General features: G+C 72.5%; 23 protein-coding genes and 1 riboswitch. Of the genes, 7 read left to right on the forward strand and 16 right to left on the reverse strand.

All coding sequences use genetic code 11. The features are described 5' to 3' along the window. Positions 1-13: 13 nt before the first annotated feature. Positions 14-937, reverse strand: coding sequence for an ornithine cyclodeaminase family protein (locus O7605_RS12300; protein WP_269739311.1), 924 nt, complete (start codon positions 935-937; stop codon positions 14-16). Between the two features lie 91 nt (positions 938-1,028). Further along, a riboswitch (guanidine-III (ykkC-III) riboswitch) is annotated at positions 1,029-1,094 on the forward strand. A gap of 57 nt (positions 1,095-1,151) precedes the next feature. Here O7605_RS12300 and O7605_RS12305 point away from each other — a divergent pair. Both O7605_RS12305 and O7605_RS12310 read left to right on the forward strand, forming a co-directional pair. After that, entirely contained in the window at positions 1,152-1,466 is a 315-nt protein-coding gene (locus O7605_RS12305; RefSeq protein ID WP_269739312.1) for a DMT family transporter, read from the forward strand. A gap of 80 nt (positions 1,467-1,546) precedes the next feature. Next, positions 1,547-1,774 carry a hypothetical protein gene (locus tag O7605_RS12310; protein WP_269739313.1) on the forward strand — a complete coding sequence of 76 codons (228 nt, stop codon included), beginning with the start codon at positions 1,547-1,549 and terminating at the stop codon, positions 1,772-1,774. A gap of 398 nt (positions 1,775-2,172) precedes the next feature. On the opposite strand, the gene O7605_RS12315 is transcribed toward O7605_RS12310, so the two are convergent. After that, the gene (locus O7605_RS12315) at positions 2,173-4,623 is read right to left on the reverse strand and encodes an FtsK/SpoIIIE family DNA translocase (RefSeq protein WP_269739314.1); all 2,451 of its coding nucleotides are present in this window, start codon (positions 4,621-4,623) and stop codon (positions 2,173-2,175) included. 112 nt (positions 4,624-4,735) lie between these two features. Between O7605_RS12315 and O7605_RS12320 the strand changes: the two genes are divergently transcribed. Further along, positions 4,736-5,215, forward strand: a complete 480-nt coding sequence (locus O7605_RS12320; protein ID WP_269739315.1) for a YbjN domain-containing protein — start codon at positions 4,736-4,738, stop codon at positions 5,213-5,215. 116 nt (positions 5,216-5,331) lie between these two features. After that, positions 5,332-6,864, forward strand: a complete 1,533-nt coding sequence (locus tag O7605_RS12325) for a YbjN domain-containing protein (RefSeq protein ID WP_269742611.1) — start codon at positions 5,332-5,334, stop codon at positions 6,862-6,864. Positions 6,865-6,910: 46 nt separating this feature from the next. Here O7605_RS12325 and O7605_RS12330 read toward each other — a convergent pair whose 3' ends face one another. From O7605_RS12330 to O7605_RS12355, 6 genes are all read right to left on the reverse strand, one after another. Next, positions 6,911-8,095, reverse strand: coding sequence for a S1 family peptidase (locus O7605_RS12330; protein ID WP_269739316.1), 1,185 nt, complete (start codon positions 8,093-8,095; stop codon positions 6,911-6,913). A 166-nt stretch (positions 8,096-8,261) separates the two neighbouring features. Further along, positions 8,262-9,953, reverse strand: coding sequence for a ribonuclease J (locus O7605_RS12335; RefSeq protein ID WP_269739317.1), 1,692 nt, complete (start codon positions 9,951-9,953; stop codon positions 8,262-8,264). A 52-nt stretch (positions 9,954-10,005) separates the two neighbouring features. Further along, positions 10,006-10,932 (reverse strand): 4-hydroxy-tetrahydrodipicolinate synthase, encoded by a 927-nt coding sequence (gene dapA, locus O7605_RS12340; protein WP_269739318.1) that lies wholly within the window; start codon positions 10,930-10,932, stop codon positions 10,006-10,008. A gap of 79 nt (positions 10,933-11,011) precedes the next feature. Further along, entirely contained in the window at positions 11,012-11,755 is a 744-nt protein-coding gene (gene thyX, locus O7605_RS12345) for an FAD-dependent thymidylate synthase (RefSeq protein ID WP_269742612.1), read from the reverse strand. A gap of 63 nt (positions 11,756-11,818) precedes the next feature. Further along, the gene (locus O7605_RS12350) at positions 11,819-12,436 is read right to left on the reverse strand and encodes a DUF2752 domain-containing protein (RefSeq protein ID WP_443083917.1); all 618 of its coding nucleotides are present in this window, start codon (positions 12,434-12,436) and stop codon (positions 11,819-11,821) included. Continuing rightward, entirely contained in the window at positions 12,433-13,662 is a 1,230-nt protein-coding gene (locus O7605_RS12355; protein ID WP_269739319.1) for a winged helix-turn-helix domain-containing protein, read from the reverse strand. Before O7605_RS12355 ends, O7605_RS12350 begins: the two co-directional genes overlap by 4 nt. A 78-nt stretch (positions 13,663-13,740) precedes the next feature. Here O7605_RS12355 and O7605_RS12360 point away from each other — a divergent pair, with 78 nt between their 5' ends. Continuing rightward, positions 13,741-14,295, forward strand: coding sequence for a GNAT family N-acetyltransferase (locus O7605_RS12360; RefSeq protein WP_269739320.1), 555 nt, complete (start codon positions 13,741-13,743; stop codon positions 14,293-14,295). On the opposite strand, the gene O7605_RS12365 is transcribed toward O7605_RS12360, so the two are convergent. Beyond that, positions 14,191-15,474, reverse strand: coding sequence for a glycosyltransferase family 87 protein (locus O7605_RS12365; protein WP_269739321.1), 1,284 nt, complete (start codon positions 15,472-15,474; stop codon positions 14,191-14,193). The two genes, O7605_RS12360 and O7605_RS12365, sit on opposite strands and share 105 nt — an antisense overlap. A gap of 35 nt (positions 15,475-15,509) precedes the next feature. Between O7605_RS12365 and O7605_RS12370 the strand changes: the two genes are divergently transcribed. Continuing rightward, positions 15,510-16,091, forward strand: a complete 582-nt coding sequence (locus tag O7605_RS12370) for a GNAT family N-acetyltransferase (protein ID WP_269739322.1) — start codon at positions 15,510-15,512, stop codon at positions 16,089-16,091. Between the two features lie 29 nt (positions 16,092-16,120). Here the strand turns inward: O7605_RS12370 and dapB are convergent, their stop codons facing one another. The 6 genes from dapB to truB all read right to left on the reverse strand — a co-directional run bounded on the left by dapB (position 16,121) and on the right by truB (position 23,392). Continuing rightward, positions 16,121-16,894, reverse strand: coding sequence for a 4-hydroxy-tetrahydrodipicolinate reductase (dapB, locus tag O7605_RS12375; protein WP_269739323.1), 774 nt, complete (start codon positions 16,892-16,894; stop codon positions 16,121-16,123). 69 nt (positions 16,895-16,963) lie between these two features. After that, positions 16,964-18,373, reverse strand: coding sequence for a M16 family metallopeptidase (locus O7605_RS12380; RefSeq protein WP_443083918.1), 1,410 nt, complete (start codon positions 18,371-18,373; stop codon positions 16,964-16,966). 93 nt (positions 18,374-18,466) lie between these two features. After that, on the reverse strand, positions 18,467-20,833 hold the full coding sequence (locus O7605_RS12385; RefSeq protein WP_269739325.1) for a polyribonucleotide nucleotidyltransferase: 2,367 nt from the start codon (positions 20,831-20,833) through the stop codon (positions 18,467-18,469). 221 nt (positions 20,834-21,054) lie between these two features. Continuing rightward, positions 21,055-21,324: a 30S ribosomal protein S15 gene (gene rpsO, locus O7605_RS12390; RefSeq protein WP_013732184.1), complete on the reverse strand. Its 270-nt coding sequence runs from the start codon at positions 21,322-21,324 to the stop codon at positions 21,055-21,057. Between the two features lie 193 nt (positions 21,325-21,517). Beyond that, a complete protein-coding gene (locus O7605_RS12395; RefSeq protein ID WP_269739326.1) occupies positions 21,518-22,447 on the reverse strand; it encodes a bifunctional riboflavin kinase/FAD synthetase in 930 nt (309 codons plus the stop codon). Between the two features lie 60 nt (positions 22,448-22,507). After that, a complete protein-coding gene (truB, locus tag O7605_RS12400; protein ID WP_269739327.1) occupies positions 22,508-23,392 on the reverse strand; it encodes a tRNA pseudouridine(55) synthase TruB in 885 nt (294 codons plus the stop codon). Positions 23,393-23,535: 143 nt separating this feature from the next. Here truB and O7605_RS12405 point away from each other — a divergent pair, with 143 nt between their 5' ends. Further along, positions 23,536-23,868, forward strand: a complete 333-nt coding sequence (locus O7605_RS12405) for a hypothetical protein (protein WP_269739328.1) — start codon at positions 23,536-23,538, stop codon at positions 23,866-23,868. On the opposite strand, the gene O7605_RS12410 is transcribed toward O7605_RS12405, so the two are convergent. Further along, positions 23,857-25,188 (reverse strand): MATE family efflux transporter, encoded by a 1,332-nt coding sequence (locus O7605_RS12410; protein ID WP_269739329.1) that lies wholly within the window; start codon positions 25,186-25,188, stop codon positions 23,857-23,859. The two genes, O7605_RS12405 and O7605_RS12410, sit on opposite strands and share 12 nt — an antisense overlap. Positions 25,189-25,352: the final 164 nt, after the last annotated feature.

A 25,352-nucleotide genomic window follows, 5' to 3' on the forward strand; every position in this document is an offset into this window, starting at 1 on the left:
ACGCCGGTGCGACTCAGACCGCCGTGGCGAGGATCCGGACCACGCGGTCGAGCAGGAAGACCTCGGTGCCGGCCAGACCGACCGAGCAGAAGACCGAGATCTGGTCCGCGCCGGTGCGGCCGGGTGCCGTGCCGGCCAGCACCGCGCCCAGGTCGCGCAACCGGGAGGCGTACGGCGGCAGCGCGGCGAGCATCGGCGGGGCGTACGACCGCGCCTGCGCCACCGAGTCGCTGGCCAGCACGGTGGCGGTGTCGAGCAGGTCGGTGCCGAACTCCGCGCGGTCCAGTTGCTTGAAGCCGACCGCGTTGACGTGCGTTCCGGGGCGCAGGTCGGCGGCGCTGAGCACCGGAGTCGGGCTGGTGGTGGCAAGCACCACGACGTCCCGGTCGCGTACCGCCTCCCGGGCGGTGTCCACCGCGCGGGCCGCGATGCCGAGTTCGGCCCGCACCCGGGCGGCGAACGCCTCCCGACGCGCGGCCGAGCGGCTGTGCACGGTCACCTCGTCCAGACGGCGCACGGCGGCGGTGGCCCAGACCTGGGTCCACGCCTGTCCACCAGCGCCGATCACGCCGACGGTGGCCGCGTCCGCGCGGGCCAAGGTGTCCACCGCCACCCCGCCCAGTGCGCCGGTGCGCCGCGAGCCGAGTTCCTCCCCCACGGCCACGGCCCGCACCGCGCCGGTCCGCCCGTCGTGCAGCACCACCACCTGCTCGGTCTCCGGGTGCCCGAACGTGTCGTACGCCCGGTACCCGTACCACTGCCCCACCAGGTGGCCGGCGGTGAGCACCATCCGGCCGGCGCCCAGCGGCGCGGCGGCCCGGGGCGGGGCCACGAGCCGTCCGTCGTGCGCGGCGAGCAGGGCCTGACGCATCGCGTCGACCGAGGTCGCCGCGTCCAGCGCGGCGGCGACCTCCGGATCGGAGATGAGCACGGTCACGCGTCCATGGTGCAGCTTGAAGCGGGCTTGAGGTACATCCGAGGTGATCCGTCTCACCCGGACCGCCGTCGAGGCGGTGCTACGGTCGATTTCGGCGGCCCGCGTGGCCACCCCGGACGAGTCGTGGGCGTACCCGGTCAGGCCAAGACGCCCCGGTGGCGAAACCGACTCGTCCCGGCCCCGGCGGCCGGGCCACTGCTGAAGAGGTGACCTGATGGCCTGGCTCGTGCTGGTGCTCTCCGGACTACTCGAAACGGCCTGGGCCATCGCCCTGGACCGCTCCGCCGGATTCACCCGACCCGTCGCCTCGGTGGTCTTCGTGATCACGCTGGTGCTGAGCATGGCCGGGCTGGCGTACGCGCTGCGGGAGATTCCGGTCGGCACCGGCTACGCGGTGTGGGTCGGCATCGGCGCGGTCGGCACCGCTGTCGTCGGCATGGTGGCGCTCAGCGAACCCGCCAACCTGCCCCGCCTGCTCAGTCTGCTGCTGGTGGTGGCCGGCGTGATCGGACTCAAGCTGTTTCACTGACCGGCGGGGGTGCGTGACGAGCGTCCGTAGTGGGTAGAGATCCGGACAGCAGACCTGAGACTCATCCCTTGGAGGAAGACATGGCCACCAGCACCGTCCGCTCGACCAGCGCCGCCCGCATCTGCACCATCGTGGGGTTCGTGTGCGCGGTCCTCGCGCTGCTGCTCAACCCGATCCTCTTCGGAGTCATCGGTCTGGTCCTCGGCGTCGTCGGCGCGGTGCTCGGTGACAAGCCGCTCGGCTGGTACGCCGCCGCGGCCAACGTGGTCGCCATGGTGCTGAGCATGCTGGTCCTCAGCGCTCTCTGACCACCGACTACTTCGATGGCCCGCCGCATCCCGCGGCGGGCCATCTCCGCATGACCGTTCCCGCCACGTAGAAGCCCGGCCGAGCACCGCTACGGACGGCAACATCGCTGATCGAACACGAACTGTAGCGCCAGCGGGGCAGCCAACCCTTACCCCTTCCACCGCTTTGCTCTGCTTCAACCAACGCAACGGGCTCTGAGCTGGGCCGATGAGAACGCATCCGCCGATGGCGGACAATCGACCGTTACCTTCGGTGACCGTTGCGTATATTGAAGCAGAGCAAAGGCGGCAGAGGGGTAGGTAGGTTTCCGGGCAGGAATTCACCTTGAGTAGTGAAGGTTGGTCAGGCGTGCTCGGCGATCAGGACCCAGTTGCCGTCGCTGGCCAGTGCCGTCGGCTCAGCCATCGCCACCCCGCAGCCCATCCAGGACCTCTTCCAGTTCGTCCGGCTTGACCAGCACATCACGCGCCTTGGAGCCCTCCGACGGGCCGACCACGCCCCGGGTCTCCATCAGGTCCATCAGCCGGCCCGCCTTCGCGAAGCCAACCCGCAACTTGCGTTGCAGCATCGAGGTCGAGCCGAACTGCGAGGTGACCACCAGTTCGACCGCCTGCACCAGCAGGTCCAGGTCGTCGCCAATGTCCTCGTCGATCTTCTTCTTGCTGTCCTGCGCGGGGGTCAGCACGTCCGGGCGGAACTCCGGCTCCCGCTGGTCCTTGCAGAACTTGACCACATCGTTGATCTCGCGCTCGGTGACCCAGGCACCCTGGATCCGCACCGGCTTCGAGGCGCCCATCGGCAGGAACAGCCCGTCGCCCCGGCCGAGCAGCTTCTCCGCGCCCGGCTGGTCGAGGATGACCCGGGAGTCGGCCAGCGACGAGGTGGCGAACGCCAGCCGGGACGGCACGTTGGCCTTGATCAGGCCGGTCACCACGTCGACCGAGGGCCGTTGGGTGGCGAGCACCAGGTGGATGCCGGCGGCCCGGGCGAGCTGGGTGATCCGCACGATCGAGTCCTCGACGTCGCGTGGAGCGACCATCATCAGGTCGGCCAACTCGTCCACGATCACCAACAGGTACGGGTACGGCCGCATCTCGCGCTCGCTGCCCGGCGGCGCCTTGATCTCGCCGTTGCGGACTTTCCGGTTGAAGTCGTCGATGTGCCGGACCCCGTTCGCGGCGAGGTCGTCGTAGCGCATGTCCATCTCACGGACGACCCACTCCAGCGAGTCGGCCGCCTTCTTGGCGTTGGTCACGATCGGGGTGACCAGGTGCGGGATGCCCTCGTAGCCGGTCATCTCGACCCGCTTCGGGTCGATCAGCAGCAGCCGCACCTCGTCCGGCGTCGCCCGGGTCAGAATGGACATGAGCAGGCTGTTCAGGCAGCTCGACTTACCGGCGCCGGTGGCCCCCGCGATCAGGATGTGCGGCATCTTCGCCAGGTTGGCCACCACGTAGCCGCCCTCGATGTCCTTGCCGAGGGCGACCACCATCGGATGGTGGTCGCTGGTGGCGGCGCGCGAACGCAGCACGTCACCCAGCGCCACGTTCTCCGGGTCGGTGTTCGGGATCTCCACACCCACCGCGCTCTTGCCCGGGATCGGGCTCAGGATGCGTACGTCGGGCGACTTCACCGCGTACGCGATGTTGCGGGAGAGCTGGGTGATCCGCTCGACCTTCACCCCGTGGCCCAGCTCGACCTCGTAGCGGGTCACCGTCGGCCCCCGGGTGAAGCCGGTGACCGCCGCGTCGACGTCGAACTGGTCGAAGACGCCGGTGAGCGCGGCGATCACCTCGTCGTTGGCCTTGCTGCGGGTCTTCGGGGCGGCCCCGCTGCCGAGCATGTTCGACGGGGGCAGCGTGTAGTCGCCGGCCAGACCGGTCAGCGCGAGCTGCTCGGCCCGGGTCGGCGCCGGCGAGTGCTCCGGCGGCTCGGCGGGCTTACGGCTGGCCGGCACCCGCGACGGCGCCTTGCGCGGCAGGACCATGGTCTCCTGCAGGTCCGCGCCGTCCAGGTCGTCGAACTCGTCCGGGTCCACCGGCGGGGGCACCCGCTTGGTGGGGCGCCGCCGGGTCGGCGTCGTCAACGCCTCCGCCGGCTCCGCCTCGTCCTGCCCGATCACCCCGCCGGCCAGCAGACCGAGCCGCTCGGGAATCTTGTTGATCGGAGTCGCGGTGACCACCAGCAGCCCGAACACCAGCAACAGGACCAGCAGCGGCACCGCCACCCAGGCGGTGACCGCGCGCTCCAGCACGCTGCCCACGCCCGCACCGATCAGGCCACCGGCGAAGTCCCGCTCCCCCGGGCCGGCCGGCTGCTGGCCGATGTGCAGCAGGGCCGCAGTGGAGACCAGCATGGAACCCCAGCCGACCAGCCCGCGCCCGCGGTGCTCGGGATCGCCGGGCTGCCGCATCAGCCGCCACGCACCGATGCCCAGCAGGACCGGCACCACGATGGAGATCGCCCCGAGGAAGAGCCGCACGGTGTCGGCCAGTCGGGCGCCGACCGGACCGGCCGCAGAGAACCAGATGGCACCCGCACCGAGCAGGGCGAGACCGATGAGCAGCAGGCCGGCGCCGTCGCGGCGGTGCTCCGGGTCGAGGTCGCGGGCCGAGGCGGCCTGCCGGCCGGCGGCGCGGACCACCCAGCCGACCCCGTGGGCCAGGCCCATCCACAGTGCCTGGACGGCCCGACCGACGTACGCGGCGAGGCCCGGCCCTCTCGCCGAGGTGCGGCGGCGCGCCGGCGTACGGGTGGTCTTCTTGGCCGGCTGACGGGCACGGCTGTTCGTGCCGCCACGCGGCGACGCGCCGCGCCGCCGACTCGCCTGAGGGGTACGGCCCGCCATAGCATCACCGTAACGGCGGGCCGGGTGATTGGCCGGTCATCCTGGTCGCTCCGCGTGTCGCAGCGCGGTCCCCGCCGCCTGCCGTGATATTCGCCTCGCGAGGGAGTGTCCGATGGGGTCGCCGGAATTCGAGGACCGTGCCGGCGACCCGTTGGCGGGTCATCCGTCGACGCTGCGGCCGTTGACGCGGGATCTCGTCGCCGCCGTGCTGACCCACCGCGGTCACACCGTGGCCGCCGACGCCGACGGCGCGCTCGTGGGCCGGTGGGCACAGGGGCACATCTGGTTCCTCCGCGCCGGAGACGCCGGGGAACTGCTCCAGGTGCGTACGGTCGCCGTCCACGCCTTCTCCGTCGAGGACGTGCCGTGGCTGCACGACTTCTGCAACACCTGGAACCGCGACCGGTTCTGGCCGAAGGCGTTCGTGCACGTCGACGACGCCGGCCGGGCCCGGGTCTGCGGCGAGGCCATCACGGACCTGGAACGCGGCGTCACGCCGCACCAGCTGGACCGGCTGCTCGACCGGGGCATCTCGGCCGGCTGCCGGCTGGCCGCCGAGGTCGGCCGGCTGGCGGGGACGGCGCACCCGTGACGGGGCCGGTCCCCGGCGCCCGCCGGAGCCGCAGCCGGACGCGAGGCACCGCCGGGCCGGCCGACGGCGTACGCGCCGATCAGCGAATCGCCGACGCCCTCGCCGACGCCCGCGACATGCCCGACGGCGAACTGCGCGTCGGCGAGTTGGCACGGGTCGCCGCCCTCGCCGAGGCGGACGGTGATCGGCACACGGCGCTGAACGCCTGGTGCGAGCTGGTCGAGACGCACCTGCGCGGCGGCGAGCGGTGGCGGCTGTTCGAGCCCGTGCAACGGTGCCTGCGCGCGGCGGAGACGGACGACGACACGCTGCGCCGCTACCGGCGGTACGCCGTCGAGGCGCTGCTCGGCACCCCTCGCATCGGCCTGGACCAGGCGTACGGCGTGCTGGAAGGGCTCGCCGTCGCAGGTGGCGAGGCGAACCCGGCGCTGGTGGCGCAGCTGAGGTGCCGGGTCGCCGACCACGTGGGCGACGAGCCTGCCGCCCGACGCTGGCTGGCCCGGTGGCGCGTCGCGACACCCGACCCGGCCGCCGGGTGCCCCGACTGCCTGCCGGTACGACAGGCGCGACTACTGGCCGGCTGGGGCGACTGGACGACGGCGCTCGACGTGCTCGATCCGCTGCTCGACGCGCCGGCCGGCTGCACCGCCCAACCGGAGGCGGCCCTGACCGCGGCGCTGCTGCCCTGGCTGCGGGCCGGCCGGCCGGAGCAGGCGGGCCACGCGCACGTGCGGGCGTACCGGCGGCACCGGGCGGAGCCCGACGGATTCGGCCACCTCGCCACCCACCTGCGTTTCTGTGCACTCGGTGGATACCTCGACCGCGGGATGGAGATCGTCGTCGAGCAGCTGCCCCGACTGGACGAACCGCACGAGGACCTGTCCGTGATGGAGTTCGCCGCGGCGGCCGCGCTGGTCTGCGGCCTGGCGGGCGAGGCGGACGCCGGCCGGACGGTACGCCGGTCGGCGTACCGTGGGCGACCGGCCGCCGAGATCACGGCGACTCAGCTCGGCGCCGAACTGCTCGCCGTCGCGACCACGCTGGCCGGCAGCTTCGACGCCCGCAACGGGACCGGGCACCAGTCCGGTCGGATGGCGGCCTGGCTGGCCGAGCGGCCACTCGCCCCGGCGGTACCGCTGCCCGCCGAGGAGGAGTTCGAGTCCGACGACGAGTTCGGGCCGGACGGCGGACCCGACGGCCGGACGGCGCCGCTCGGTCCTACCGCCGGGATGGCCATGGATGAGATCGGCGCGTTGACCGTGACCATGATCACCGAGGCGCTGGACCGGCGGGGTGACGACTACACCGTCGACCCCGCCGGCACGGTGCTGGGACGCTGGGGCGACGCGGTGATCCACTTCCGGCGGGCCGGGACGCGCCAGGACATCCTGCACGCCCGGGTGGTGGCCGGGCGTCGGCTGGCGGCGGACCGGCGCACCGAGGCGTACGCCTTCTGCAACGCCTGGAACCGGGACCGGCTGCTGCCCAAGGCGTACGCGCACGATCCGGGCGACGGTGAACTGGTGCTGGCCGGCGAGGTGACCACCGATCTGGCGTACGGTGTCGCCCCGGATCAGGTCGCGGTACTCGTCGACGCGGCGATCCGCACCGGCGTCGCGTACGCGGCGGCGGTCACCGCCCTGCCCTGATCCGACCCGGTCGGGCGCGTAACCGCACCCGACCGGGATCGGCCGATCAGCGCCGGCCGCTCAGGGCGCGGAAGTTCTGCGTGGTGAGCAGGGTCAGGTTGTTGCGCTGGAGGATCTCGTTGACCGGCTGGTAGAAGGTGGTGCCGCCGCGGACGCAGTCGCCGGAACCGCCGGAGGTCACCCCCTGCGCCTGGTTGCCCGAGATCCACGAGCCGCCGGAGTCACCGGGCTCGGCGCAGACGTTGGTCCGCACCAGGCCGCCCACCAGCCCTTCCGGATAGCGGACCGTGGCGTTACGGGCCTGCACCGTGCCGCACCGTACGCCCGTGGTGGAGCCGGAGCGGCAGATCGACGAGCCCACCGGCACCTCCTGCGAACCGGCCACCCGGGCCACCCCGCCGCGGAAGTCGGTCACCTCTGGCAGCACCCTGGTGTCGTTGTTGACCTGCACGAAGGCCCAGTCGTCACCGGGGAACGACGAGGCCCGGAAGACGCCCTGCGGTGCCCGGTCGGCACCGGTGGTGCGGGCACCGACCCGCCCGCAGTGGCCAGCGGTGACGAAGCCGCCGACCACCGCGAAGCCGACCGAGCAACGGCCGCTACCGATGAAGTAGGGCTCGCCGCCGCGTACGTCGGCGAAGAGCCGTGGCTGCTCCTCGGTGGCCATCCGCACCGCGGTTCGCGGCACACCGGCGCGGGCCACGAAACGCCACCCGGCGGCCTCGGCACCCGGCTCGGCGAGCACCACCACGCTGTTCGAGGCGACGTCGACGTACCAGCCGGAGACCTGCCGGGCCCGGGCGGCGGTACGGTCCATCCGGCTCTTGAGGGTGTCGAGCTGGCCGACCCCACGCTCGACCACCTTCGGCACCGCACCGGCGGCCCGGACCCGCTGCGCCTGGGCGGCGTCGGCGACCGCCACGTTGAGTACGCTGCCGTCGGCGCTGAGCCAGCTGCCGCCGTAGGTCGCGCCAAGGTCCGTCCGGAGCTGGTCGACCACTCCGGAGGCCCAGCGTTCGGTCTTCAGCCGGGCGGCCACCTGCGAGTCGTTCAGCCGCAGGTCCCGACGCATCGCCTCGACCACGTCCGGGTCGGCGCCCGCCACCGCCCCGCTGGTCGGTGCGCCGACCGGCGCGCCGCCGTCACCGGCGAACGACGGCAGGGCGACGGCCGCCGCCGCGCCCACGGCCGCCACCACGACACCGATGGCTGTCAATCGTCTGCGGTCCATCCGCCACGCTCCTCCCGGCCGGCGCGGTCACGCCTGCCGGCTCGGAGTACGGGCAAACCGCTCGAACGGTTGAACTCGCACGGCGACAAACCGATCTACTGACGCCGATGGGCCACCACCCGCCAGGTGTGGTGGCCCACCGGAGTCGGTCCGGTACGCCCGGTGTTCAGACCTCGACCACGGTAGGGACGATCATCGGGCGACGACGGTAGGCGTCGTTGACCCAGCGACCCACGGTGCGCCGGACGATCTGCTGAAGCTGGTGCGGGTCGGTGATCCCGTCCGCGGCGGCCCGGTTGAGCGCCTCGGTCACCAGCGGGATCACCGCGTTGAACGCTGCCGGGTCCTCGGAGAAGCCCTTGGCCGAGACGGTCGGACCGGCGACCACCTTGCCGGTGACCGAGTCCACCACGACGGTGGCGGCGATGAAGCCACCGTCACCGAGGATGCGCCGCTCGGTCAGCAGTGACTCGCTGACGTCGCCGACGGCCAGGCCGTCGACGTAGACGTACCGGCTCTTGACGCGACCCACCAGGCTGGCCCGCCCCTCCACCAGGTCGACCACGTCGCCGTCCTCGCAGAGCACCACCCGGTCCGCCGCCACGCCGGACTCGATGCCCAGCCGGGCATGGGCCCGCAGGTGCCGCCACTCGCCGTGCACCGGCATCAGGTTGCTGGGCCGGACCACGTTGAGCAGGTAGAGCAGTTCCCCGGCCGGGGCGTGTCCGGAGACGTGCACCTTCGCCACGTCCTTGTGCACCACCACCGCACCGGCCCGGGCCAGCCGGTTGATCACCCGGTAGACGGAGGTCTCGTTCCCCGGTACCAGCGACGAGGCGAGCACCACGGTGTCACCGGGCGCGATGGTGATGTGCCGGTGGTCGCCGCTGGCCATCCGACCCAGGGCGCTCATCGGCTCACCCTGCGAACCGGTGGACATCAGCACGATCTGCTCGGGCGGCATCGAGGTCGCCTCGTCGAGACCGACGACCAGGCCGGGCGGAATGTTCAGCAGGCCGAGATCCCGGGCGATGCCCATGTTGCGGACCATCGACCGGCCGATCAGGGCGACCTTGCGACCGTGCTCGGCGGCCGAGTCGAAGACCTGCTGCACCCGGTGCACGTGGGAGGCGAACGAGGCCACGATGATCCGACCCCGGGCCTTCGCGAAGATCGAGTCGAGGACCGGACCGATCTCCCGCTCGGGCGTGACGAAGCCCGGGATCTCCGCGTTCGTCGAGTCCGACAGCAGCAGGTCCACGCCCTCCGCGCCGAGCCGGGCGAAGCCCGCCAGGTCGGTGATGCGGCCGTCCAGCGGCAGCTGGTCCATCTTGAAGTCGCCGGTGTGTAGCACCAGCCCGGCCGGGGTCCGGATGGCCACCGCGAGCGCGTCGGGAATCGAGTGGTTCACGGCGAAGAACTCGCACTCGAACGGACCCAGCCGCTCCCGACCGCCCTCCCGCACCGTGAGCGTGTACGGCTGGATGCGCCGCTCGGCCAGCTTCGCCTCCACCAGCGCCAGGGTGAACTGCGAGCCGACCAGTGGGATGTCGGGCTTGTGGGCGAGCAGGTAGGGCACCGCGCCGATGTGATCCTCGTGACCGTGCGTCAGCACGATCGCCTGGATGTCGCCGAGCCGATCGAGGATCGGTCCGAAGTCCGGCAGGATCAGGTCGACACCGGGCTGTTCCACGTCCGGGAAGAGCACGCCGCAGTCGACGACCAGCAGCTTGCCGTCGTACTCGAAGACGGTCATGTTCCGGCCGATGGCGCCGAGCCCGCCGAGCGGAATGATCCGCAGTCCGCCCTCCGGCAGCGGCGGTGGAAGTTGGGCCTCCTCGTTGTGCGCCTCGGTCACGCGTTCACCTCATTCTGCGACGCCGTCACCCGACGGCCGTCGTATCGTTTGATCATTCAGGGAGCGGCAGGCCCGCCGCCGCGCAGTCAGCGCGCAGCTGGGCGATCTCGCCGTCGGTGGCGTCCACCAACGGTGGTCGGACCGGCCCGCCCGGCAGGCCCTGCACCGTCAGGCCGGCCTTGACCAGGATCACGCCCTGGGTACGGAAGATCCCGGTGAACAGCGGTAGCAGGCGGCGGTGCAGCGCCAGTGCGGTTCCCGTGTCCCCCGTGTCGAACGCCTCGATCATCCGCTTGGTCTCGGCGCCCGTGAAGTGCGTGGAGGTGCCCACCACGCCGACGCAGCCGACGGCCAGGGCGGGCAGGGTGAGCGAGTCCTCGCCGCTGTAGTACGCGAGCTCCGCCCGGCTGGTCACCCAGCTCGTCGCCGTCAGGTCGCCCTTGGCGTCCTTGACCGCGACGATCCGACCGTGCTCGGCCAGCTGGACCAGGGTCTCGGTCTCGATCGCCACACCGGAGCGGTGCGGGATGTCGTAGAGCATCACCGGCAGGCCGGTGGCGTCGGCCACCGCCGTGAAGTGGCGTAGCAGGCCGGTCTGTGGCGGCTTGTTGTAGTACGGCGTGACCACCAGCAGCCCGTGCGCGCCGGCCTTCTCCGCCGAGGTCGCCAGCTCGATGGTGTGCCGGGTGTCGTTGGTGCCGACCCCGGCCACCACCCGGGCCCGGTCGCCGACGGCCTCCACCACGGCCCGGATCAGCCGTTCCTTCTCGGCGTCGGTGGTGGTCGGCGACTCGCCGGTGGTGCCGTTGACCACCAACGCGTCGTTGCCCTGCTCGGTGACCAGATGATCCGCCAGCCGCGCCGCGCCGTCGAGGTCGAGCGCCCCGTCGGCGGTGAACGGGGTCACCATGGCCGTGAGCACCCGGCCGAACGGACGGGAGACCGTTCGGACCGGAGCGTCGAGGTGGTCGTGCGTCATGGTGACAACCTATCGGACGGCCGACGGCCGGCCACCGGGGAAGGGCGCACCACCCCCGGGCGGGCGGTCTCCCGCCGGGTCAGGACGCCTGGGCGTGCGGGCTCTGCGCCACCTCCGTGCCGTCGGGCAGCGTCGAGATGGTGAAGTCGGCGAAGACGTTCGGCGCGACCCGCTGCAACTGTCGCAGGCACTCCACCGCCAGCTCACGGATCTCCACGTCGGCGTGCTCGGTGGCGCGCATGCCGATGAAATGCCGCCAGGCCCGGTAGTTGCCGGTCACCACGATGCGGGTCTCGGTGGCGTTCGGCAGCACCGCGCGGGCCGCCTGGCGGGCCTGCTTGCGCCGCAGGGTCGGGTTCGTCACGTCGGCGAAGCGGCGCTCCAGCCCCTCCAGCAGATCGTTGTAGGCGCGCACACTGGCCTCGGCCGCCGCCACGAAGCGCTTGTGCAGCTCCGGGTCCTCGGCGATCACCGTCGGCTCCACCATGGCGGCGTCCCGCTCCGGCACGTACCGCTGCGACAACTGGGAGTACGAGAAGTGCCGGTGCCGGATCAGTTCATGGGTGAACGATCGGGACACGCCGGTGAAGTAGAAGCTCACCGAGCCGTGCTCCAGCACCGAAAGGTGCCCGACCTCCAGGATGTGCGCCAGGTAGCCGGCGTTCGTGGCGGTGGCCGGATTCGGCTTCTTCCAGCTCTGGTAGCAGGCCCGCCCGGCGAACTCCGCGAGCGCCTGCCCGCCGTCGGCGTCGGTCGACCAGGGCACGTCCTCCGGTGGATCGAAGTGTGTCCACGCGATCAGCTTGACCTGGGGCTGCACCATCTCCGGCATTCCTGGGACTGTAGCCGAGACCCACCGACGACCAGAAAACGCCGGTCCGGGCCGCTAGACGTAGAGGGCGGTGAACGGGGGCCAGGGCAGGTTGCGGACCACCGAGAAGGCCAGCCAGGCGGCGAGGAAGCCGCCGATCAGCTTCGGGCCGATGCGCAGCTCGGGCAGCCGCCAACCGAACGCCTGCCGACCGGCCCAGGCGACGAAGAGGTACGCCAGGAAGGGCAGCGCGAAGACGAAGAGGAAATGGTGCCGGGCGGCGGCCGGCAGATCGGCGTGCAGCACGTACCAGAGGGCGCGGGTGCCGCCGCACCCTGGGCAGTCCAGCCCGGTGGTCAGCTTGAGCAGGCAGGTCGGCAGGGCGTCGGGCGCGGAACGGGTGGGATCGCTGATCAGCGTGTACCCGATGCCGGCGGCGACACAGCCGACGGCGGCCAACGGCGCCACCCAGCGCGGTGTGCGGGCGTGCGCCCGTTGCACGAACCGGGTGAGCCGGTCGGACTCGACCACCGGATAACCGGCCGGGTAGCCAGCCGGCCAGTCGCCCTGCGGCGCCGCACCCGCCGGCCCACCGGACGGGTGACCGGCGTCCGGGCCACCATGGGCATGCTCGCCGTGCAGGTCGGGCCGCGGCTGGGCGTCCGGTCGGTCAACGCTCGTCACGGACCTCACCGTACACCGGCCACGCCCACCAGCGCGGCGGCCAGCGGCGCCGCGAGGTCACCGGCGGCGGGCGGAGCCACCGCGTCCAGGCCGAGCCAGCCGGCCAGGCGGTACAGCTCGGCGGCCAGGGCGATCGCCGTCTCCCCCGGGTCGACGCCCGGCTCCACCCAGGCTGCCGGCACCAGCAGCGCCCCGGCCTTGCGGTCCGCCTTCAGGTCGACCCGGGCGGTGAGGCGCTCGCCCTGACGGAACGGCAGCACGTAGTAGCCGTGCACGCGTTGCGGTGCGGGCACGTAGATCTCGATGCGGTAGCTGAAGCCGAACAGTCGCTCGGTGCGGGCGCGCTCCCAGACCAGCGGGTCGAAGGGGCTCACCAGGCCGTTGCCGCGTACCCAGCGGGGCAACCGGGCCTCGGCGTGCAACCAGGCCGGCTGCCGCCAGCCCTGCACCGTGACCGGTCGCAACTCCCCCGCCTCGACCAGCTCGGCGATGGCCTGCCGGGCACCGGCCACCGGCAGCCGGAAGTAGTCGCGCAGCTCCGGCTCCGCGGCCACCCCGAGCGACCGGGCCGCGATGCTCACCAGGGTGCGGTACGCCTCGGCGTCGCTCGGCGTGGGCGTGTCCAGCACCTGCGCCGGCAGCACCCGTTCGGGCAGGTCGTAGCGGCGGGCGAACGAGGTGGTGCGCTGGGCCGCGCACACCTCGCCGGCCCAGAAGAGGTACTCCAGGGCCTGCTTCACCGCCGACCAGTTCCACCCCCAGTTGCCGGTCTGGCGGGGTGCGTCGTGCTCGATCTCGGCCACGGTGAGCGGCCCCCGGGCGGCCACCTCGTCGCGTACCCAGGCGACCAGGGCGGGCTGCTCGGCGGCGATGCGACGCATCCCGCCCCAGGCGTCGGCGTGCGCCCGCGCCATCCGCCACCGCAGCGCCGGATGCAGGGCGACCGGCACCAACGACGCCTCGTGGCCCCAGTACTCGAACAGGTCGCGGGGGCGGCGGTAGGCGGCGGCGTCGAGCAGGGTGGTGGGATAGGGCCCGAGCCGGCTGTAGAGCGGCAGGTAGTGCGCCCGTTGCAGGACGTTCACCGAATCCATCTGGATCAACCCGATCCGGTCGAGCACCCGACGCAGGTGCCGGCGGGTGGGCGCCCCGGTGGGCGCCGGATCGGCGAAGCCCTGTGCGGCCAACGCGACGCGGCGGGCCTGGGCGAGCGAGAGCGATTCCGGAGCGGCCATCGCAGGCAGGCTACGGCAGGAGTACGACATCGGTGCGGACACTGGACCTGCCCACCCTGACGGCCTAGAACTAGTCCCATGCCCTGCATCCGCCGTGAGCAGCCCGACGACGCCGAGGCGGTGGCCCGGGTGCACGTGCGCGGCTGGCAGGCCGGCTACGCCGGGATCATGCCGGACGAGGTGCTCGACCGGCTCAACCCGGTCGCCTGGGCGCAACGCCGGCGGGCCCTCGGCACCGCCGATCCGGACCACCCCTTCACCACCCTGCTGGCCGAGGAGCACGGCACGCTCGTCGGCTTCACCACCTTCGGGCCGTACCGCAACAACCAGGATCGCGGCGACCTCGACCCGACGTACGGCGAGGTGGTGAGCCTCTACGTCACGCCCGAGAACTGGGGTGACGGCACCGCTCGGGCCCTGTTCGCGGCGGCCCGGTCGGGCCTGCGTGAGGCCGGCTGGGCGGAGTACCGGCTGTGGGTGCTGGCGGCCAACGACCGGGCCCGCCGGTTCTACGAGCGGGCCGGACTGTCACCGGACGGTGAGCGGTCGACCTATCCGGTGCCGTTGTCCGGCGGACGACCGGCGATCGAGCTTGTTGAACTGCGCTACACCGGCCGGCTCGACGGCAGCTGAGGCCGACGGCGACCGGGGCGCGACCCGGCGTACCGGCAGGAAGGCCAGCAGCGCCAGGCTGATCCAGACGTAGGTGTTGCCGAACAGGAAACCGTCGAGGCCGGTGAAGTCCTCCTCCCACGCCCAGACGATCCGGCTGGTCAGGAACGCGTACCCGACGGCCGCGCAGGCCAGCAGGACCCGGCGTCGGCCGCCCGGCGGGGCGGCCATGCCCCGGTCCACCAGCAGCAGCAGGCCCGGCAGCAGCCAGACCAGGTGATGCACCCAGGTGACCGGGCTGACCAGGCACATCACCGCGCCGGTCAGGGCCAGCCCGGTGGCCTCGTCGCCGACGGACGCCGCGACCCGGGACCGCCACGCCCAGAGCACCAGCGTCGCGGCGACCAGCAGCAGCCAGGCCAGCGTGCTGGGGCTCTCCGGGTCGAGTCGGGCCACCACGCCGCGCAGCGACTGGTTGGAGACGAAGGCCAGCTCACCGACCCGTCCGGTGTTCCACAGCGCGCTGGTCCAGAACTCCCGGGAGGCGTCCGGAAACAGCGCGGCGGCCAGCACGGTCGCGGCGGTCGCGGTGCCCGACGCGGTCACCGCGGCGCGCCACCGTCGGGTCACCAGCAGGTAGACGATGAAGATGCCCGGCGTGAGTTTGATCGCGGTGGCCAGGCCGATGCCGACCCCCGCCCATCTGTTGCCGCCCGGCAGCAGCCGGAGCAGGTCCACGGCCACCAGGAAGAGCAGCAGCGTGTTGACCTGGCCGAAGTTGATCGTCTCGCGCATCGGTTCGAAGGCGGCGACCAGACACAGCGCCACCGCGAAGGCGAACCAGCGGGTCCAACCGGCACGCCGGGACACCGGGTCCAGCAGCCACCAGATCAGCACCGCGCTGGTCAGCACCCCGGCGGCCACGCTGACCACGATCGCGGCGTGCCAGGACAGGTACGCCATCGGCAGCATCACCAGCGCGGCGAACGGTGGGTAGGTGAAGCCGTACTGGGTGCCGGGCTTGAGGTAGTCGTAGATCTCCCCGCCGTCGTGCACCCACCAGACCAGGGCACCCCGGTAGACCTGCAGGTCGAAGAAGCCGTGCCGGACGGCCGCCACGGACAGGAACCCGGCCACCGCGACGGCGAGGACGACGACCGCGGCGACCTGTCCCACCGTCCGCCTGGCACCCTGCGCCACCGTCGCCTCCCTCGCCCTGCGTAGGCTGTCGTGCCATGAGTCTCGGGTACGTCCGCCCGGCGCGTCCGGAGGACGCCGCCGAGATCGCCCGCATCCAGCTCGCCACCTGGCGGGTCGCCTACCGGCGACTGCTGCCCCGGGAGGTGCTGGACGGCCTCGACGAGGCGTCGCTGGCCGAACGCTGGGACGCCTCGGTGCGCCAGCCGCCGAGCGACACCCACCGGGTGCTGGTCGCCGTCGAACAGGCCGAGCAATCGTATCTGGTGGGCTTCGCCGCCTCCGGTCCGGCCGACGCCGAGGCGCTGGCCCCGAACGAACCGGCCGACGCGCTCGGCGCCGACGTGGTGGCGGTGACCGACCTGCTGGTCGAGCCCCGGTGGGGCCGGCGCGGGCACGGCTCCCGGCTGCTCGCCGCCAGCGTCGACCTGTGGCGGGAGTCCGGCTTCGACCGGGCGGTGGCGTGGGTGTTCGAGGGCGACCAGGCGTCCCGGAAGTTCCTCACCACCGCCGGCTGGGAGCCCGACGGCGCGGGTCGCGCGCTGGACGTCGACGACATGCTGGTCCCCCAGCTACGCCTGCACGTCGCCGTTCCCACCGAGCCACCCCAGGCCGGCTGAACGTCCCGTCCGGCCCGCCTCGGTCGCGCTCAGTCGAGCAGGTCGTCCAGGCCGAGGGTCAGGCCCGGGCGGTTGCGCACCGCGCGTACCGCGAGCAGCACGCCCGGCATGAACGAGACCCGGTCGTACGAGTCGTGCCGGATGGTCAGGGTCTCGCCGGTGGCGCCGAAGAGGACCTCCTGGTGGGCGACCAGTCCGGTGGCCCGCACGGCGTGCACCCGGACTCCGTCCACGTCGGCACCCCGGGCACCGGCGATCTCGTCCTTGGTGGCGTCCGGTGCCGGACCGAGGCCGGCCTCGGCGCGGGCCGCCGCGACCAGGCGGGCGGTGTGCATGGCGGTGCCGCTGGGCGCGTCGAGCTTGCGCGGATGGTGCTGCTCGATGATCTCGACCGACTCGAACCAGCGGGCGGCACGCGCGGCGAACTGCATCATCAGCACCGCGCCGAGACCGAAGTTGGGGGCGATCACCACGCCCACGTCGGGCCGGCCGGCCAACCAGCCGCGTACCTTCTCGATCCGCTGCTCGGTGAAGCCGCTGGTGCCGACCACCGCGTGGATCCCCTGGTCGATGCACCAGTGCAGGTTGTCCAGCACGACGTCGGGAGTGGTGAAGTCGACGAGCACCTCCGCGCCGGCCTCCGCGGCGTTCGCCAACCAGTCGTCCTGGTCGACCGTCGCGACCAGTGTCATGTCGGCGGCCGCCTCGACGGCCCGGCACACCTCGGCACCCATCCGGCCACCGGCGCCCAGCACGCCGACCCTGATCGACTCGGGGGCGGTCTTCTCCTGCTCGTCAGTCACGCGGCACAACCTATCCCAATCGGGACGCGGACACCCCGAGGGTGGTGCCCACCCGTTCGGCCGAAAAGGTCAGGCGCTGAAGTCCCGGCCGGCGAACGGGCCGACGACGGCGAGGGACATCGGCCGGTCCAGCAGTTCCGCGGCGAGGGCGTTGACGTCGTCGAGGGTGACCGCGTCGACCCGGTCGAGCAGCTCGTTGACCGGCACCAGATCCCCGTAGAGCAGCTCGCCCTTGGCCAGCCGGCTCATCCGGGAACCGGTGTCCTCCAGGCCGAGCACGAACGAACCCTTGCTCATCCCCTTGCCCCGGGCCAGTTCCGCCTCGGTGACGCCGTGCGCGGCGGTACGCGCCAACTCGGCCCGGGTCAGCTCCAGCACCTCGTCGACCCGGCTCGGGGCGCAGCCGGCGTAGACACCGAACAGGCCGCTGTCGGCGTACTGGCTCGCGTAGGAGTAGACGGAGTAGGCGAGGCCACGACGCTCCCGGATCTCCTGGAAGAGCCGGCTGGACATGCCCCCACCGAGCACGTTGTTCAGCACGCCGAGGGCGAAGCGACGCTCGTCGAGCCGATCGATGCCCGGGCAGCCCAGCACGATGTGCGCCTGCTCGGTCTCCTTCGCCTCCACCACGGTGGCGGCGGCCCGGGTGCGTACGCCCGGGGTGGCCGGCCGCTGCGGCGCGGGCGCCGCCGGATCGGTGTCCAGCGGAGTGCCCCGCAGCGCCTGGCGGACCAGCCGCACCACGGCGGTGTGGTCGAGGTTGCCGGCGGCGGCGATGACGATCTGCGGCGCCACGTAGCGCCGCCGGTAGAAGCTCTGGATCTGCCGGCGGGTCATCGGGGTGACCGTGTCGGCGGTGCCGGAGATCAGCCGGCCCAGCGGGTGGTCACCGTAGACGGCCTGGGCGAACAGGTCGTGCACCTCGTCGCCGGGCTCGTCGTCGTGCATGGCGATCTCCTCGAGGATCACGCCGCGTTCGGTCTCCACGTCGGCCGGCTCCAGCAGCGAGTCGGCGACCAGGTCGCACATGACGTCGATGGCCAGGGGCAGGTCCTCGTCCAGCACCCGGGCGTAGTAGCAGGTGTACTCCTTCGTGGTGAAGGCGTTGGTCTCGCCGCCCACGGCCTCGATGGCCGAGGAGATCTCCATCGCGTTCCGCTTGTGGGTGCCCTTGAACAGCAGGTGCTCCAGGAAGTGGGCGGCACCGGCCTGCGGACCGGTCTCGTCCCGCGAGCCGACCGCCACCCAGATGCCGAACGAGACGCTGCGCATGGCCGGGATCGCCTCGGTCAGCACCCGCAGCCCGTTGGGCAGCACCGTGCGGCGCACCGTGCCGCCCAGCGGATCGTCGCTCAGGGTCCGGGTCACCGCCCGGGTCGACCCACCGGCGGCCCGAGCGGTAGGGGTGGCCTGCCGGCCGGCGCGCGGCGTCGACCCCGGTCGGGTCCCGAGGAAAGACGAATGCCGGGTCCGGCTCACGGCCACCTGCTTCCAGTACGACGAGGGGATGGATGAGTTGACGAACGAACCGGCCGGGCGACGGTGTCGCCCGGCCGGTCAGCGGTTCACGTGTCAGCTGTGCCGGGTACGGCGTCGGGGACGGTTGTCGCCGCCACCCTCGCCACCTTCGCCACGCTCCGGCCCACGACCGCCCCGGTCGCCACCGCGGTCGCGGTCGCCCCGGTCACGCGGACCCCGGTCGCCACCCCGATCGCGGCTGGCGGGCCGCTCCTCACCGGTTGCGGCGGCCGGCGCCTCGGCGCCTTCCGGGCGGACCTTGTCCAGGTAGATCTTGCCGCGCTGGTCGATGTCGGCGATCTCCACCTCGACCCGGTCACCGACGTTGAGGAAGTCCTCGACCTTCTCGACCCGCTTGCCGTCACCCACCTTGGAGATGTGCAGCAGGCCGTCGCGACCCGGCAGCAGCGAGACGAACGCGCCGAACGGGGCGGTCTTCACCACCGTGCCGAGGAAGCGGTCGCCGACCTTGGGCAGGGTCGGGTTGGCGATCGCGTTGATCCGCTCGACCGCGGCCTGCGCCGACGGACCGTTCGTCGCGCCGACGTAGATGGTGCCGTCGTCCTCGATGGAGATCTCGGCGCCGGTCTCGTCCTGGATGGCGTTGATGGTCTGACCCTTCGGGCCGATCACCATGCCGATCTTGTCTACCGGGATCTTGACCGTGGTCACCCGGGGCGCGTAGTCGGACATCTCGGCCGGTGCCTCGATCGCCCGCTGCATCACGTCGAGGATGGTCTGCCGCGCCTCGTGGGCCTGCTGGAGGGCGGCGGCCAGCACGTCGGACGGGATGCCGTCGAGCTTGGTGTCGAGCTGCAACGCGGTGACGAAGTCGCGGGTACCGGCGACCTTGAAGTCCATGTCGCCGAAGGCGTCCTCGGCACCGAGGATGTCGGTGAGCGTGACGTACTGGGTCTTGCCGTCGACCTCGTCGGAGATGAGGCCCATCGCGATGCCGGCGACCGGCGCCTTCAGCGGCACACCGGCGCTGAGCAGGCCCAGCGTCGAGGCGCAGACCGAGCCCATCGAGGTGGAGCCGTTGGAGCCGAGGGCCTCGGAGACCTGTCGGATCGCGTACGGGAACTCCTCCCGCGAGGGCAGCACCGGGATCAGCGCCCGCTCCGCCAGCGCGCCGTGCCCGATCTCGCGGCGCTTCGGCGAGCCGACCCGACCGGTCTCACCGGTGGAGTACGGCGGGAAGTTGTAGTTGTGCATGTAGCGCTTGGACTTCTCCGGGGAGAGGGTGTCCAGCGCCTGCTCCATGCGCAGCATGTTGAGCGTGGTGACGCCGAGGATCTGGGTCTCGCCACGCTCGAACAGCGCCGAGCCGTGCACCCGGGGCAGCACGCCCACCTCGGCGCTCAGCGGGCGGATGTCGCGCGGACCCCGGCCGTCGATGCGGACCTGCTCGCGCAGCACCCGGCTGCGCACCTCGGACTTGGTCAGCGACCGGAACGCGGCGGAGAGCTCCTTCTCCCGGCCCTCGAAGCGGGCGCCGAGTTCCTCGTGCACCCGCAGCTTGATCGCGTCCAGGGCCTCCTCGCGGTCGGCCTTGCCGGCGATCTGCAGGGCCTCGGCGACGTCGGCGCGGGCCAGGTCGGCGACCGCGTCGTACGCGTCGTCCTGGTAATCCAGGAAGACCGGGTACTCGGCGACCGGCTTGGCGGCGACCTCGGCCAGCTCGCTCTGCGCCCGGCACAGCTCGCGGATGGCGGGTTTGGCGGCCTCCAGACCGCTGGCCACGACCTCCTCGGTCGGGGCGGGCGCCCCGCCGGCGACCAGCTTCACGGTGTGCTCGGTGGCCTCCGCCTCGACCATCATGATCGCGACGTCGCCGTCGGGCAGGGCCCGGCCGGCAACCACCATGTCGAAGGTGGCCCGGGCCAGCTCCTCGTGAGTCGGGAAGGCGACCCACTGGCCGTCCACGTGGGCCATCCGGGTGGCCCCGATCGGACCGGAGAACGGCAGGCCGGACAGCTTGGTCGACATCGACGCGGCGTTGATCGCGACCACGTCGTACGGGTGCTGCGGGTCGAGCGCGAGGATGGTCTCGACGACCTGGACCTCGTTGCGCAGGCCCTTGACGAACGACGGGCGCAGCGGCCGGTCGATCAGACGGCAGGTGAGGATGGCGTCCTCGCTGGGCCGGCCCTCACGACGGAAGAACGAGCCGGGGATGCGGCCCGCGGCGTACATCCGCTCCTCCACGTCGACGGTCAGCGGGAAGAAGTCGAACTGCTCCTTCGGCTGCTTGCCGGCGGTGGTGGCGGACAGCACGACGGTCTCGCCGAGCTGGGCGGTGACGGACCCGGCGGCCTGTCGGGCCAGCCGGCCGGTGGAGAAGGTGATCTCACGGGTGCCGAACGACCCGTTGTCGATCACGGCGGTGCGGGTTTCGGTGCCGAGTTTGGTCTCGGTCATGCTCTGTCAATGCTCCTTCGCATCGGGGGCCACGACGCGGGAGCTGTGCGGACGGCCGGTCTTCGATCGAAGCGCCCGGGACCGCCGGCGGGATGCCGGGGTGCCCGGAGGCCACTACCGGAGACCGGTACGCCGACGCTCCCTTGTCTGGGTGGTCGTGGCCCGTTTCTCGGTTGGGACGCCGACGGGGGAGTGACCTGGTGGGCCACTCCCCCGTCACGTCACCGGCGCAGGCCGAGTCGCTCGATGAGCGACCGGTAGCGGTTGATGTCCTTCTTCTGAACGTAGTTGAGCAACCGACGGCGACGGCCGACCAGCAGCAGCAGCCCACGGCGGCTGTGGTGGTCGTGCTTGTGCACCTTCAGGTGCTCGGTGAGATCGGCGATCCGCTTGGTGAGGACCGCGACCTGCACCTCGGGCGACCCGGTGTCACCCTCGGCGGTCGCGTACTCCTCGCGGATCTTGGCCTTTGCCTGCTGGTCGAGCGCCATGTTCTCCCTGTTCTGGTGGGTTGTCTCGATGCGGTCCGTCGGGCCGGGCTACGGCACCGGTGACGGACGGTCCTCGCACCCGCGGCGTCGAGCAGGCAGGCGAGGCCCCACGTCGGTCAGCCGACGTCCCAGCCAGCCTACCAGCACCCGCCCGGGCCGGCCGGTCAAGGGCCACGGGCGGGTCGGTGACCGGTCAGCCCAGCACCCGGCGGGTCCGCTCGACGTCCTGGGCGATCTGGGCGATCAACGGCTCGATCGCGTCGAAGCGGGTCTGGCCGCGCAGATGCGCCACGAAATCCAGTGCCAGCCGCTCGCCGTAGAGGTCGCCGTCGAAGTCCAGCGCGTAGGCCTCGACCCGGCGCTCCCGGCCGGAGAACGTCGGGTTGGTGCCGATCGACACGGCGGCGGCGAGCGGCTGCCGCTGCCCTCGACGGATCATCCGGGCGGCGTAGACGCCGTCGGCCGGGACCGCCGCGTGTCGGTGGCAGAGCAGGTTCGCGGTCGGGAAGCCGAGTTCCCGCCCACGCTGATCACCGCGGACGACCACCCCCTCCAGCCGGTGCGGCCGACCCAGCGCCGCCGCCGCCGCGGTCACGTCACCCGCGTCGACGCAGGAGCGGATGTAGGTCGAGGAGAAGACCGTGCCCGACTCGGCCACCAGCGGAGCCGCCTCGACGGCGAACCCGAAGGTGCGGCCGAGCCGCTCCAGCAGTGCCACGTCACCGGCGGCCCGGTGACCGAACCGGAAGTTGTCGCCCACCACCACGAGCGCGGCGTGCAAATGCTCGACAAGCACGTCGTGCACGAACGCCTCGGCCGACAACCGGGACACCTCGGGCGTGAACGGCATCACACAGAGCACATCCGCCCCGAGGGTCTCGATCAGCTCCGCCTTGCGGTGCGGCTCGGTCAGCACCGCCGGGTGGGAGCCGGGTCGCACGACCTCGGCCGGATGCGGGTCGAAGGTGAGCACCACCGACTTGACGCCGAGTTCACGGGCACGGGCCACGGCGTGCCCGATCGTCGCCTGGTGCCCCTTGTGCACGCCGTCGAAGACGCCGATGGTGACGACCGACCGTCCCCAGCCACCGGGCGCCGCGTCGTACCCCCGCCACCGCTGCATGCTGCTCCTCCGCTGTCGTTCACCGCCTGCCGCCGTCGGTCGGCCGTCCGGTACCCGGCGTCAGGCCGGGGCGAGCACGATCTCCGCGCGGGCCCGGCCGGCCCGCTCGCTGACGATAGCGATCAGTCCACCGGCCGGGTCGAACACGGCGTACGGCCCGGTATGGCCGACCGGGTCGAGCGGGCCGCCGTGCGACAGCACCTTCGCCTCCTCCTCGGTGGCGTCCCGGCGCGGGAAGAACCGTTCGGCGGCGGCCGCGAGCGGCAGGCCCACCACCTCCGGCGCGCGGTGCTCCAGCTCGTCGAGGGTGGCCGCCTCCGCCACGGTGAACCCGCCCACGGCGGTCCGGCGCAGGGCGGTCAGGTGGCCGCCGACGGCGAGGGCCAGACCCGCGTCGCGGGCGATCGCCCGGATGTACGTCCCGGTCGAGCAGGCCACGTCGATGTCGACGTCGACCACGTCGGGCGAGGCCCGGCGGATCGCCAGCACGTCGAGCCGGGACACGGTGACCCGCCGGGCCGGCAGGTCGACGCTCTCCCCCGCACGGACCCGCTTGTACGCGCGCTGGCCGTTGATCTTGATAGCGCTCACCGCGCTCGGCACCTGGTCGATCTCCCCGGTCAACCCGGCCAGCGCGCTCCGGACCGCCTCGTCGGTGAGCGTCCCGGCGGGCGTGGTGGCGATCACGTCGCCCTCCGCGTCATCGGTGACGGTGGCCTGGCCCAGCCGGACGGTCGCCGCGTAGCTCTTGTCCGCACCGATCACGTACGTCAGCAGCCTGGTGGCCCGACCGACCCCGATCACCAGGACGCCGGTGGCCATCGGATCGAGCGTGCCACCGTGGCCGACCCGTCGGGTCCGAGCCAACCGACGCAACCGGGCGACCACGTCGTGCGAGGTCATACCGCCGGGCTTGTCCACCACGATCAGGCCGTCTGTGCTCACGACGTGCAAGCCTGCCAGACCCGTTCGCCCGGCCGAGCACCGGACAGGCCGCCGAAAACGGGATGTTCCCGCTGGGACCTCCCTGCCACGATGGGCTCATCGGCGGCGGTGAGTGCCGCGCCGGCAGACACGGGGAGAACGAGATGAGCACGGACCGAGGTCCCGATTGCACGCGCCGGCCCGACGATTCGGTCGGCCTGCGTACGCCCGAGCAGCCCAGCGCGCTGCCGGACTGGATGCTGAATCCGCCACCGGCGAGGCGCACGCTGGGCACCCGCCTCGCCGAGGGCGTCGCCGCGCTGCCCGGTGCCGGTGCGGTCCGGCGCCGCTGGTGGGCCTGGCAGCGACGGCAGCCCCTGCGTCAGCGTTACCCCAACACCATGAAGATCATCGCGTTGCTCGTCTCCTTCGTGGCGAGCCTGGCCCTGGTGCTCGTCCTCTACGCGCTGTACGGCCAGGTCTTGTCAGGCGGGTAGACGCTCCTCGCCGATGACCGCCCAGGCACCGCTGCGTAGCCGCAGCAGCAGCCCGATCAGGCGGATCACGGTGAACAGCATCAGCCCGGCCCAGATGCCACCGAGACCCATGTCGAGGGCGTACGCCAGCCAGATCGCCGGCAGGAAGCCGCCGAGCGCACCGGCCACGGTGAGGTTGCGCAGATAGCGGATGTCACCCGCGCCGATCAGTACCCCGTCGAGGGCGAACACCACCCCGGCCAATGGCAGCATCGCGGCGAACCAGGGCCAGGCCACCAGCGCCTGCTCGTGGACCGCGCGATCGGAGGTGAACCAGGTGGGCACCACGGTGGCACCGGCCGCGGCGAGCACGGCGAACCCCGTACCGCAGATCGCGCCCAGCCGGCCGATCCGGCGGGCCAGCGCCCGGGCCGTCGCGTCGTCACCACCGCCGAGCGCCGCACCGACAAGCGCCTGCGCGGCGATCGCCAGCGCGTCGAGCACCAGTGCCGCGAAGAACCAGAGCTGCACGGCGATCTGGTGGGCGCCCACCGTGGCGGCGCCGAACCGGGCGGCCACCGCCGTGGCGGACAGGAAACTGGCCTGGAAGGCCACCCCACGGATCAGCAGGTCCCGGCTGAGCACCAGCTGCTGGCCGATGACCCGGGGGCGCGGGCGCAGCGCCACCCGCTCGGCCACCAGGGCGGCGGCGAAGAGGGCCCCGGAGAGGGTCTGCGCGATCACGTTCGCCACCGCCGAGCCGATCAGCCCCAGGCCCACCGGATAGACGAGCACCGGGCAGAGCACCGCGGAGAGCAGGTTGGGGCCGACCACGAAGAGCAGCGGCCGGCGGGTGTCCTGCACACCCCGCAGCCAGCCGTTGCCGGCGGCGGCGAGCAGCAGCCCGGGGGCACCGAACGCGGCGATGCGCAGCCACTCGGCGGCGGCGAGGGCCACCTCACCACCGCCGGCCAGGGCCCCCGCCAGGGCACCGCCGCCGATCTGCATGCCGACGACGACCACCAGCCCGACGCCAAGGGCCGACCAGGACGCCTGGACCCCCTCGGCCACCGCCGCGGCGCGGTCGCCGGCACCGTACCGGCGGGCCGCGCGGCCGGTCGTGCCGTACGCGACCACGGTTCCCAGCCAGGCGGTGAGGGTCATCACGGTGCCACCGACGGCCACCGCCGCGAGCGGCACCCGGCCCAGATGGCCGACGACCGCGGTGTCGACGAGCACGTAGAGCGGCTCGGCGGCGAGTACCACGAGGGCGGGCAGGGCGAGCGCGGCGATTCGGCGCGGCGACGCGACCCAATCGGCGGCAAGGGTGGACTGGCTCATCGGCGCCGATGGTGGCACGCGGAATGTAAGGGGAGCAAACTGGGGTGCTACTTACCGGGGTGAGCGTTCTCCCGGGTCAGTGCGGTGGCGCCGTCCCCCAGTACGGCGGCGCGCAGGGATCGTTCGGACCGGTGGTGACGTCGTACGCCTCGGCGGCCGGACGT

This window comes from Verrucosispora sp. WMMA2121, assembly GCF_027460185.1.
GTDB classification, from domain to species: domain Bacteria; phylum Actinomycetota; class Actinomycetes; order Mycobacteriales; family Micromonosporaceae; genus Micromonospora; species Micromonospora palythoicola.

Bases quoted from the DNA above. Each gene is read 5' to 3' on its own strand.
- O7605_RS12305 (WP_269739312.1), top strand. From the start codon at position 1,152: ATGGCCTGGCTCGTGCTGGTGCTCTCCGGACTACTCGAAACGGCCTGG.
- O7605_RS12310 (WP_269739313.1), top strand. From the start codon at position 1,547: ATGGCCACCAGCACCGTCCGCTCGACCAGCGCCGCCCGCATCTGCACC.
- O7605_RS12315 (WP_269739314.1), bottom strand. From the start codon at position 4,623: ATGGCGGGCCGTACCCCTCAGGCGAGTCGGCGGCGCGGCGCGTCGCCG.
- O7605_RS12320 (WP_269739315.1), top strand. From the start codon at position 4,736: ATGGGGTCGCCGGAATTCGAGGACCGTGCCGGCGACCCGTTGGCGGGT.
- O7605_RS12325 (WP_269742611.1), top strand. From the start codon at position 5,332: ATGCCCGACGGCGAACTGCGCGTCGGCGAGTTGGCACGGGTCGCCGCC.
- O7605_RS12330 (WP_269739316.1), bottom strand. From the start codon at position 8,095: ATGGACCGCAGACGATTGACAGCCATCGGTGTCGTGGTGGCGGCCGTG.
- dapA (WP_269739318.1), bottom strand. From the start codon at position 10,932: ATGACGCACGACCACCTCGACGCTCCGGTCCGAACGGTCTCCCGTCCG.
- thyX (WP_269742612.1), bottom strand. From the start codon at position 11,755: ATGGTGCAGCCCCAGGTCAAGCTGATCGCGTGGACACACTTCGATCCA.
- O7605_RS12355 (WP_269739319.1), bottom strand. From the start codon at position 13,662: ATGGCCGCTCCGGAATCGCTCTCGCTCGCCCAGGCCCGCCGCGTCGCG.
- O7605_RS12360 (WP_269739320.1), top strand. From the start codon at position 13,741: ATGCCCTGCATCCGCCGTGAGCAGCCCGACGACGCCGAGGCGGTGGCC.
- O7605_RS12370 (WP_269739322.1), top strand. From the start codon at position 15,510: ATGAGTCTCGGGTACGTCCGCCCGGCGCGTCCGGAGGACGCCGCCGAG.
- O7605_RS12385 (WP_269739325.1), bottom strand. From the start codon at position 20,833: ATGACCGAGACCAAACTCGGCACCGAAACCCGCACCGCCGTGATCGAC.
- rpsO (WP_013732184.1), bottom strand. From the start codon at position 21,324: ATGGCGCTCGACCAGCAGGCAAAGGCCAAGATCCGCGAGGAGTACGCG.
- O7605_RS12395 (WP_269739326.1), bottom strand. From the start codon at position 22,447: ATGCAGCGGTGGCGGGGGTACGACGCGGCGCCCGGTGGCTGGGGACGG.
- O7605_RS12405 (WP_269739328.1), top strand. From the start codon at position 23,536: ATGAGCACGGACCGAGGTCCCGATTGCACGCGCCGGCCCGACGATTCG.
- O7605_RS12410 (WP_269739329.1), bottom strand. From the start codon at position 25,188: ATGAGCCAGTCCACCCTTGCCGCCGATTGGGTCGCGTCGCCGCGCCGA.